The organism is Pseudomonas sp. 05N434 (assembly GCF_056396965.1).
The window spans coordinates 1-8,363 of the sequence record NZ_JBFTMK010000181.1 but is presented as its reverse complement, the minus strand read 5'-3'; the positions used below and the strand labels follow the sequence as shown (position 1 = coordinate 8,363).

At 59.8% G+C, this 8,363-nt stretch carries 7 protein-coding genes; 4 read left to right on the top strand and 3 right to left on the bottom strand.

Annotated features, from left to right (window positions below; all coding sequences use genetic code 11):
• Nucleotides 1–153: 153 nt before the first annotated feature.
• Nucleotides 154–387: a hypothetical protein gene (locus AC1DLB_RS13745; protein WP_018928206.1), complete on the bottom strand. Its 234-nt coding sequence runs from the start codon at nucleotides 385–387 to the stop codon at nucleotides 154–156.
• 73 nt (nucleotides 388–460) lie between these two features.
• Complete coding sequence (locus AC1DLB_RS13740; RefSeq protein ID WP_477744310.1) at nucleotides 461–958, bottom strand: BCAM0308 family protein; 498 nt, start codon at nucleotides 956–958, stop codon at nucleotides 461–463.
• A 297-nt stretch (nucleotides 959–1,255) separates the two neighbouring features.
• On the opposite strand from AC1DLB_RS13740, the gene groL reads away from it, so the two are divergent.
• The 3 genes from groL (at nucleotide 1,256) to AC1DLB_RS13725 (ending at nucleotide 5,313) form a co-directional block, all read left to right on the top strand.
• A complete protein-coding gene (groL, locus tag AC1DLB_RS13735; protein ID WP_477744311.1) occupies nucleotides 1,256–2,872 on the top strand; it encodes a chaperonin GroEL in 1,617 nt (538 codons plus the stop codon).
• 133 nt (nucleotides 2,873–3,005) lie between these two features.
• On the top strand, nucleotides 3,006–4,832 hold the full coding sequence (gene ftsH, locus AC1DLB_RS13730; protein WP_477785130.1) for an ATP-dependent zinc metalloprotease FtsH: 1,827 nt from the start codon (nucleotides 3,006–3,008) through the stop codon (nucleotides 4,830–4,832).
• A gap of 55 nt (nucleotides 4,833–4,887) precedes the next feature.
• Complete coding sequence (locus tag AC1DLB_RS13725; protein WP_477744312.1) at nucleotides 4,888–5,313, top strand: potassium channel family protein; 426 nt, start codon at nucleotides 4,888–4,890, stop codon at nucleotides 5,311–5,313.
• Nucleotides 5,314–5,329: 16 nt separating this feature from the next.
• On the opposite strand, the gene AC1DLB_RS13720 is transcribed toward AC1DLB_RS13725, so the two are convergent.
• Nucleotides 5,330–7,711 carry a phosphoketolase family protein gene (locus tag AC1DLB_RS13720; protein ID WP_477744313.1) on the bottom strand — a complete coding sequence of 794 codons (2,382 nt, stop codon included), beginning with the start codon at nucleotides 7,709–7,711 and terminating at the stop codon, nucleotides 5,330–5,332.
• Nucleotides 7,712–7,926: 215 nt separating this feature from the next.
• Between AC1DLB_RS13720 and AC1DLB_RS13715 the strand changes: the two genes are divergently transcribed.
• Nucleotides 7,927–8,363: cyclic nucleotide-binding domain-containing protein (locus tag AC1DLB_RS13715; RefSeq protein WP_477785129.1), on the top strand; the 437-nt coding region annotated here is incomplete at its 3' end.

Here is an 8,363-nt window from a genome sequence, read left to right as displayed (position 1 = left end):
CTTCAACGCGCCATTGCCTGTTGCGAGGGCGCGGTCGTTGCGCCCTCGCTGGACCAGGCACCAGCGTCACCTCAGACTCCTCCGTTGGAATCGCTTTGGCGTTGATATAAATCAAATACCTTCGCCGGGCAGGCTACCGGCAGCAGCCCTCCATCATGGGTCGCTCTTGTTCATGGTTTTCAACCATTCCTGGTGGGCTTGACGGTATTTGTCATCCGCCAGTTTTTTCGCTGCAGAAAATCGTTGTATCGTCTGGGTCGAAACAGGCTCGCTCAACAACGCATAGGCTTGTTTGCTCAGTCGGTCGGCTTCGGAAAAGAGCTCCGCGCAACGATTGATTGATTCAGAACAGGCGGCGGATTTTGTCGTTGAATCATTGGCGATCATGGTCGTACTCCTCGATCCCGACCTCCTGTCATTTCTTCAAGTTTTGTAGCGTCGAGTACACCTTCCGCCGGCTCTACTCGTCACGCCTCCAGTCGATGTTCACCCCGAACTCGTCATCGCTGTACTGATAATCGGCGTGCCCTTTGAAGGCCGCTTTCAGTGCATGACCCAGGCGGTTCGCGAGATGGATGCCTGTGGTGGTCACAACCAGCGCCCCCTCCGAATCGGTCAGGCTGATGATGCGCTCCAGGGCATGCTCCGCTTTTTCCTTTTTCTCGGTGTTTTCGATCAGATTGATGATCTCGCTTCGATGCGCGGCCAAGAAGCTGCCCGATAGCGTGAGCGTACCCGCCGGCTTGTTGTCATTGGTACGCTGACAGGCTGGGCAGGTCACTGATTGCGCATCATGAACCACCGTGTTTTCAGGAACTTTCCAGGTCCAGTTACCTGCCTGGTAAGCGGCCCCACACTGCGGGCAGACGGCAGAGCCTTCGATTTTCGGCAAGCAATAAGGATCATGGGCCGGTGTTTTGAACAGCTGGTTTTTCTGACTCTGCTGAAACTTGTCCATGGTCTTTCCTCGCAAATGAGTTGGCTAAAAATCCCACGCGAACCGTGTTTTAAAATCGCCCCCCTTCCAGTCAGGTCCACTGAAAACACGGTGGATTTGAAGATTTCATTTGGGCCCGGTTTGCTAAGGCGCAGGTTGATATTTGTCAATTCGGGCCAACAACCGACGGTCGATCATCCGAACGGTACGTACTGCGATTGCACACCTGCCTGTGTGACTTTGTTGATAAAAATCAACGCTGCACGTGCCATTTCATAGAAGCTGAAACAATGCAGAACTCTTCAGGAGAACAACCTGATGGCTCACACTAAAATCCTGTTTCGTGCTGGCGCTCGCGAGAAAATCCTCAGCGGAGCCACACAATTGGCGGACGCTGTCCGGGTGACCCTGGGACCGAAATCGAAATCGGTGTTGATCCAGAATAAATGGGGCAATCCGACGGTCTGCAACGATGGCGTGACGATTGCCAAACGGATCGACCTGCTGGACCCCGAGGAGAATCTGGGTGCGCAAATGCTGCGTCAGGCGGCGGAACGCACCGGCGAGGCCGTGGGGGACGGGACCAGCACATCGACGGTCCTGGCCCATGCAATCCTGGCCGACGGCATCCGCAACGTCGTCGCGGGCGCCAGTGCGATCGACCTCAAGCGCGGTATGGACCGGGGGCTTTCTCTGGTCATGCAATCACTGCTGGCGCAATCGCGCCCGGTCAGCACGCCCAAGGAAAAGGCCCAGGTCGCCACGCTTTCGGCCCATAACGACGCGGTCATCGGTCAACTGGTGGCCGACGCTCTGGAAAAGGTCGGCATTGAAGGCGTGGTCAGTGTCGAAGAGTCCAAGACCACCGAAACAGTGGTCGAGGTCATGGAAGGGATGCGCCTGGATCGTGGATATGTCTCGCCCTACTTCGTAACCGATACCGAGAAGATGCAGGCCGAACTCGACGATGCCTACCTGCTGCTCTGTGACCATAAGATCGGCGTGCTCAAAGACCTGCTGCCATTGCTGGAACTGATTGCCAAAAGTGGCCAGCCACTGGTCCTGATCGCCGACGACATAGAGGGTGAAGCGTTGACCACGTTGGTGGTCAACCAGATTCGGGGGGTATTGCGCGCGGTGGCGATCAAGGCGCCAGGCTTCGGTGATCGACGCAAGGAAATGCTTCAGGACATTGCCGTTCTGACCGGCGCAACCCTGATCTCCAATGAGTTGGGGATCAGCCTCGAACAGGTGGAATTGAGCCAGTTGGGCCGGGCTCATCGCGTCGTGGTGCAAAAAGACAGCACCGCGCTGATTGGCGGCGCAGGTAAACGCGAAGCTATCGAGGCGCGCCTGCAACAGATCCGCGTGCAAATGGACAACACCACCAGCGATTACGACCGGGAAAAACTTCAGGAACGCCTGGCCAGGCTGTCTGGCGGCGTGGCGGTGATCCGCGTCGGCGCGCCTTCCGAAGCTGAAATGAAAGCGCGCAAGGATGCACTGGACGATGCGATTTCCGCGACCCGGGCGGCGATCGCCGAAGGCATTGTTCCAGGGGGCGGTCTGGCCCTGCTCAAAGCCGTGCCGATGATTGCAGCCGAAGAAGCCAACCATGAAGGCGATGTCAAAACCGGCCTGCAGATTCTGCGCCGGGCTCTGGAAGCACCGGCCCGGTTCATTGCTGAAAACTCGGCGGTGGATGCCGGCGTGGTCATTGCCCGCATGCTCGCCGAACCGGGCAACGTGGGCTTCGATGCGGCGGCCAATTGTTATGTGGACATGTACGAAGCCGGCATCATCGACCCGACCAAGGTGGTACGCATTGCCCTGGAAAATGCCGTGTCGGTCGCCAGTGTCCTGCTGCTCACCGAGGCGACCATGACGGATATTCCAGAAAAAGAATCGCCTGCCCAGCCACCGTTTCCTGAATGACCGGCACAAGGCGAGGTGATCTGTGCACATCATCCGGCGCCCTGCGCGAGGGAGAAGCTGAAGCAGGCTATCTTTATAGTAAACGGGATGGCCGCTGGCTTACCGATATGCGTTCACACTCTGAGCCAAGGCCATGAAAAAGAACGACCGGTGGAACCTGTCCTACTTCGCGATCGCTTTTATCGTCATGGGCCTCATGCAGGTCTTCTTTGTCGAGCGCCAGGCCGTGCAGCCCCTGCCCTACAGCCAGTTCATGCAATTGTTGAACGAGCAAAAAGTCAGTGACTTGCAGATCGACAAGGACCGGATCAGCGGCAAATTGGTGGAACCCATCGACGGACGCGACCGGTTCTCCACGGTGCGGGTCGATCCGGCGCTGGCGACCGAACTCTCCCAATCGGGCGTCGGCTTTACCGGGGTCAATGAAAACACCTTTATGAACAGCCTGTTGGGCTGGTTGTTGCCGTTCATAATGATCATGGTGTTCTGGCATTTCCTGTTTCGCGGGATGGCGGACAAACAAGGCCTTGGCGGGTTGATGAATGTCGGCAAGTCGCGGGCCAGGATCTTTGTCGAACGCGACACTGGAGTGACCTTCGCCGATGTCGCGGGCATTGACGAAGCCAAGGCCGAACTGGTGGAAATCGTCTCGTTCCTCAAGGACAAGGCCCGATACGCACGCCTGGGTGCGCACATCCCCAAGGGCACCTTGCTGGTGGGCCCGCCAGGCACCGGCAAGACCCTGGTGGCCAAAGCCATCGCCGGTGAAGCCGGTGTGCCGTTTTTCTCGATTTCGGGGTCCGAATTTGTCGAAATGTTCGTCGGGGTCGGTGCGGCCCGGGTCCGCGACCTGTTCGAACRGGCCCGCCAGGCCTCACCCTGCATCATCTTCATTGATGAACTCGATGCGCTGGGCAAGATGCGTGGCGTCGGCGTGTTGGGCGGCAATGACGAAAAAGAACAGACCCTCAACCAGTTATTGGCCGAGCTGGACGGCTTCGATCCGCGTGAGGGCGTGGTTTTGCTGGCTGCGACCAACCGGCCGGAGGTCCTTGATCCGGCGCTGTTGCGCGCAGGGCGCTTCGACCGGCAGATTCTGATCGACCGTCCCGATCGCAAAGGGCGGCAGTCGATTCTTAAGGTTCATCTGAAGAAAATCACCGTGGAACCAGGCCTCGATAGCGCACGTATCGCCGAAATCACCACTGGTTTCACCGGCGCCGACCTGGCCAACCTGGTGAACGAAGCGGCCATCGTCGCCACCCGTCGCGGCGCCGAGGCGGTCAGCCTGAACGACTTCACCGCCGCAGTGGAACGCCTTATCGCGGGGCTAGAACGCAAGAGCAGCCTGCTCGATGCCGACGAGCGCCGGGTGGTGGCCTATCACGAGATGGGGCATGCCCTGGCCGCGAGCAGCCTGCCGGCCATGGACCCGGTGCATAAAGTCTCGATCGTGCCCCGGGCCATCGGCTCGCTGGGCTATACCTTGCAGCGACCGACCGAGGATCACTTCCTGATCAGTTGCCAGACACTTAAGGACCGGATTGTCGTGCTGATGGCCGGACGCGCCGCCGAGGACCTTGTCTACGGCCAGATCTCCACCGGGGCCGCCGACGATCTGGGCCGCGCGACCGATATCGCCCGGCAACTGATCACCCGCTTCGGCATGAGCCCCGAGCTCGGGCAGTCGGTGCTGGAAAAGCAAACCCCAACGTATCTGGGAGATCGCATGGCCACGATGGGCGAAAAGGATTATTCGGAACAGACAGCCCGGGAAATCGACCTGGGTATTCGCGCCCTGCTCGATGAAGCCTACCAACGGGCCAAGGCGCTGCTTCAGAGTCGTCGGGCCGACCTGGACGAGGGCGCCCGCCTGTTACTGGAAAAGGAAACCCTCACGCCCGAGGAGTTCCCGGCGCTGATGCCATTCAAGCCCACCCCGGCATTACCTGCACCGTGACGCACCGGTCAATCGCCCGCAGACGGCGCCCTGCCCCCATCACTGAAGGCTCAACATGTTCGCAGTCACGCTGATCAACACGTTGGTGGTGATCGTCACGGTGGTGATCCACTACGAATGCCTGCTGCGCCTGAACGATTGGCTGCCCAGGCTCAAACTCTGGAGCCGCTTTCGGATCGTCGTCGGGGTATTCGGCGCCATGGTGGCCCATGCGTTAGAGGTCTGGTGTTTCGCGCTGGTCTATTACCTGCTGATCCGCTCCGGTGAATGGGGTAGCCTGCGGGGCAATTTCGATGGCTCGTTCATGGACTGCGTGTACTTTTCCTTCACCACGTTCACGACCATCGGTTTCGGCGACATTTCCCCCATGGGTAACCTCAAGTACCTGACCGGGTTGGAGGCACTGACGGGGCTGGTGCTGATTTCCTGGACCGCTTCGTTCCTGTTTCTGGAGATGCAGAAATACTGGAAGAGCAAATAGCGCCCGGCGCCGTCCATCAGCCCTGATTGCCCGGCGCGGGCGTCCATTGCCACTCCATCACTTCGGGCATGTCCTGCCCGTGTTCGATGAGGTAAAGCTTGTGTTTCTCCATCGTCGCCCAATAGCGCGCCCGGGCGGTCTGGAGTTGATCGTGCAGCCTGGGCACGCGCTCGATGACATCCAGGGCCAACTGATACCGATCCAGATTATTGAGCACTGCCATGTCGAACGGTGTGGTGGTCGCCCCCTCGTCCTTGAAGCCGCGAACATGGAAGTTTTCATGATTGGTGCGCTTGTACAGCAGCCGGTGGATCAGCGCGGGGTAGCCGTGGAAGGCAAAGATCACCGGCCGGTCGACGGTAAACAATTCATCGAAGGCGCTGTCGGGCAAACCGTGGGGATGGTGGTACGACGGCTGCAGGACCATCAGGTCGACGACATTGACCACCCGCACCCGCAGATCCGGCACGTATTCGCGCAGCAAAGTGACCGCCGCCAGGGTTTCCAGGGTCGGAACGTCGCCGGCACAGGCCATCACCACGTCCGGATCGCTGTCATCGCGGCAGGCCCAATCCCAGCGTCCGATACCGGCCTGGCAATGACGAATGGCGGCATCGATGTCCAGCCACTGCCACTCCGGTTGCTTGCCGGCCACGATCACGTTGATGTAGTTGCGGCTCCTGAGGCAGTGATCGGCCACTGACAGCAGGCAATTGGCATCGGGCGGCAGGTAGATCCGGACCACGTCCGCCGTTTTGTTCGCCACCAGGTCGATGAACCCCGGGTCCTGATGGGAAAAACCGTTGTGGTCCTGGCGCCAGACATGGGAGGTGAGCACATAGTTGAGCGAGGCCACCGGTTTGCGCCATGGCACTTCGGCGGCGGTTTTCAGCCATTTGGCATACTGGTTGAACATCGAGTCGACGATGTGGATGAACGCCTCGTAACAGGAAAACACCCCATGCCGACCGGTCAGCAAATAACCTTCGAGCCAGCCTTCGCACACCTGTTCGCTCAGAATCTCCATCACCCGGCCATCGGCCGACAGATTGACGTCATCAGGCCCCAGCGGCTCCATCCACGCCTTCGCACTGACTTCATACACCGCATCCAGCCGGTTCGAGGCGGTTTCATCCGGGCCGAACAGGCGAAAATTGCTCGACGTCAGGTTGCATTTCATCACGTCGCGCAAAAACCGGCCCAGCACCCGCGTGGCCTCTGCCCGCAGGCCACCGGGCGCCTCGACGTTCACCGCGTACTGGGTGAACCGTGGCAGATCCAGCGCGCGCAACAGCAGCCCACCGTTGGCGTGGGGGTTGGCGCTCATTCGCCGATGGCCGGTCGGCGCCAACGCCGCGATCTCGGGCAACAGGGTGCCATTGGCGTCAAACAATTCGTCGGGGCGGTAGCTGCGGAGCCATTCCTCCAGTTGCCGCAGATGCTGCGGCTGCTGGAAGTCGGCCAAGGGCACTTGATGCGCCCGCCAAGTGCCTTCGACCCGCTGGCCATCGACGAATGTCGGCCCCGTCCAGCCCTTGGGCGTGCGCAAGATCAGCATCGGCCACAGGGGTCGCTCCAGCGTCCGGGACGACGATCGTTGACGCGCGCCCCGCTGAATGTCGCGAATTTCCTGCACGATGGTGTCCAGCGTTCTGGCCAGGGTTTGATGAACCTCGGCCGGGTCATCGCCTTCGACGAAATATGGGTCGTAGCCATAGCCGTACATCAACGCCGACAACTCCTCCTCGCTGATGCTGGAGAGCACCGTCGGGTTGGCGATTTTGTACCCGTTCAAATGCAGAATCGGCAGCACCGCCCCGTCACGCGCCGGGTTGAGGAACTTGTTGGAATGCCAACTGGCCGCCAACGCCCCGGTTTCCGCCTCTCCGTCGCCAATCACACACGCCACGATCAGGTCCGGGTTGTCGAACGCGGCGCCATAGGCATGGGCCAGGCTGTAGCCCAGCTCGCCGCCTTCATGGATCGACCCCGGAATCTGCGCCGACACATGGCTGGAAATGCCATAAGGCCAGGAAAACTGCCGAAACAGTCGGGCCAGGCCATTGGTATTGCGCCCCACCGACGGGTTGCACTCGGTGTACGTGCCTTCCAGGTAGGTCTGGGCCACGACGGCCGGCCCGCCGTGCCCGGGACCGGCGATGAAGATCATGTTCAGGTCGTGGGCCGTGATCAGGCGATTGAGGTGCGTATAGATCAGGTTCAACCCCGGCGTCGTGCCCCAGTGCCCCAGTAACCGTGGCTTTACATCCGCCAGCGTCAGCGGCACCGCCAGCAGCGGATTGTCCTTGAGGTAGATCTGCCCGACCGCCAGGTAATTGGACGCCCGCCAGTAGGCATCCAGCCCTTCCAGTTGCTCGGCACTCAGAAAATCGCTCATGACGTCCTCCGCCAGGGGCCCCGGTAAACCGGGAGACATGCGTCGATTCTGGGTGTCTGCACGGCCTAAGACTTGATTTACATCAAGTCTTGGGCCGTCTATCCCGGCTCAACAGGAACAAGATTTTCCCCGCTCATCGATTCTATCTGTAAACGCCCGATTGAAACGGGGGATCCGAACTATGCTCTAAGCTCCTGTCAGGGGGAGTTTTTGCGATGCCTGAAACCCGGCCATATCAACATCACTATCTGAAAGCCGCGTGCTCCAATTGCAGCGTTCTGGAGTTGTGTCTGCCGATTGGCCTGACCAGCAACGAAGTCGAACGACTGGATACCCTGATCATTCAGCGTGTAAAGGTTAAAAAAGGTGCAGCCCTGTACCGGGCCGGCGATCCGTTGCGCTCGCTCTACGCGGTGCGGATCGGTTCATTCAAGACCAGCATGCTGTCGGTCGACGGCCGCGAGCAGGTCACCGGGTTTCAGATCCCCGGCGAGATGCTCGGTCTGGACGCGGTTCATTCAAGACCTCACACTTGCAGTGCCTTTGCCCTGGAGGACAGCGAGGGTTTCAGATCCCCGGCGAGATGCTCGGTCTGGACGCTATCAGCGACGATCATCACACTTGCAGTGCCTTTGCCCTGGAGGACAGCGAA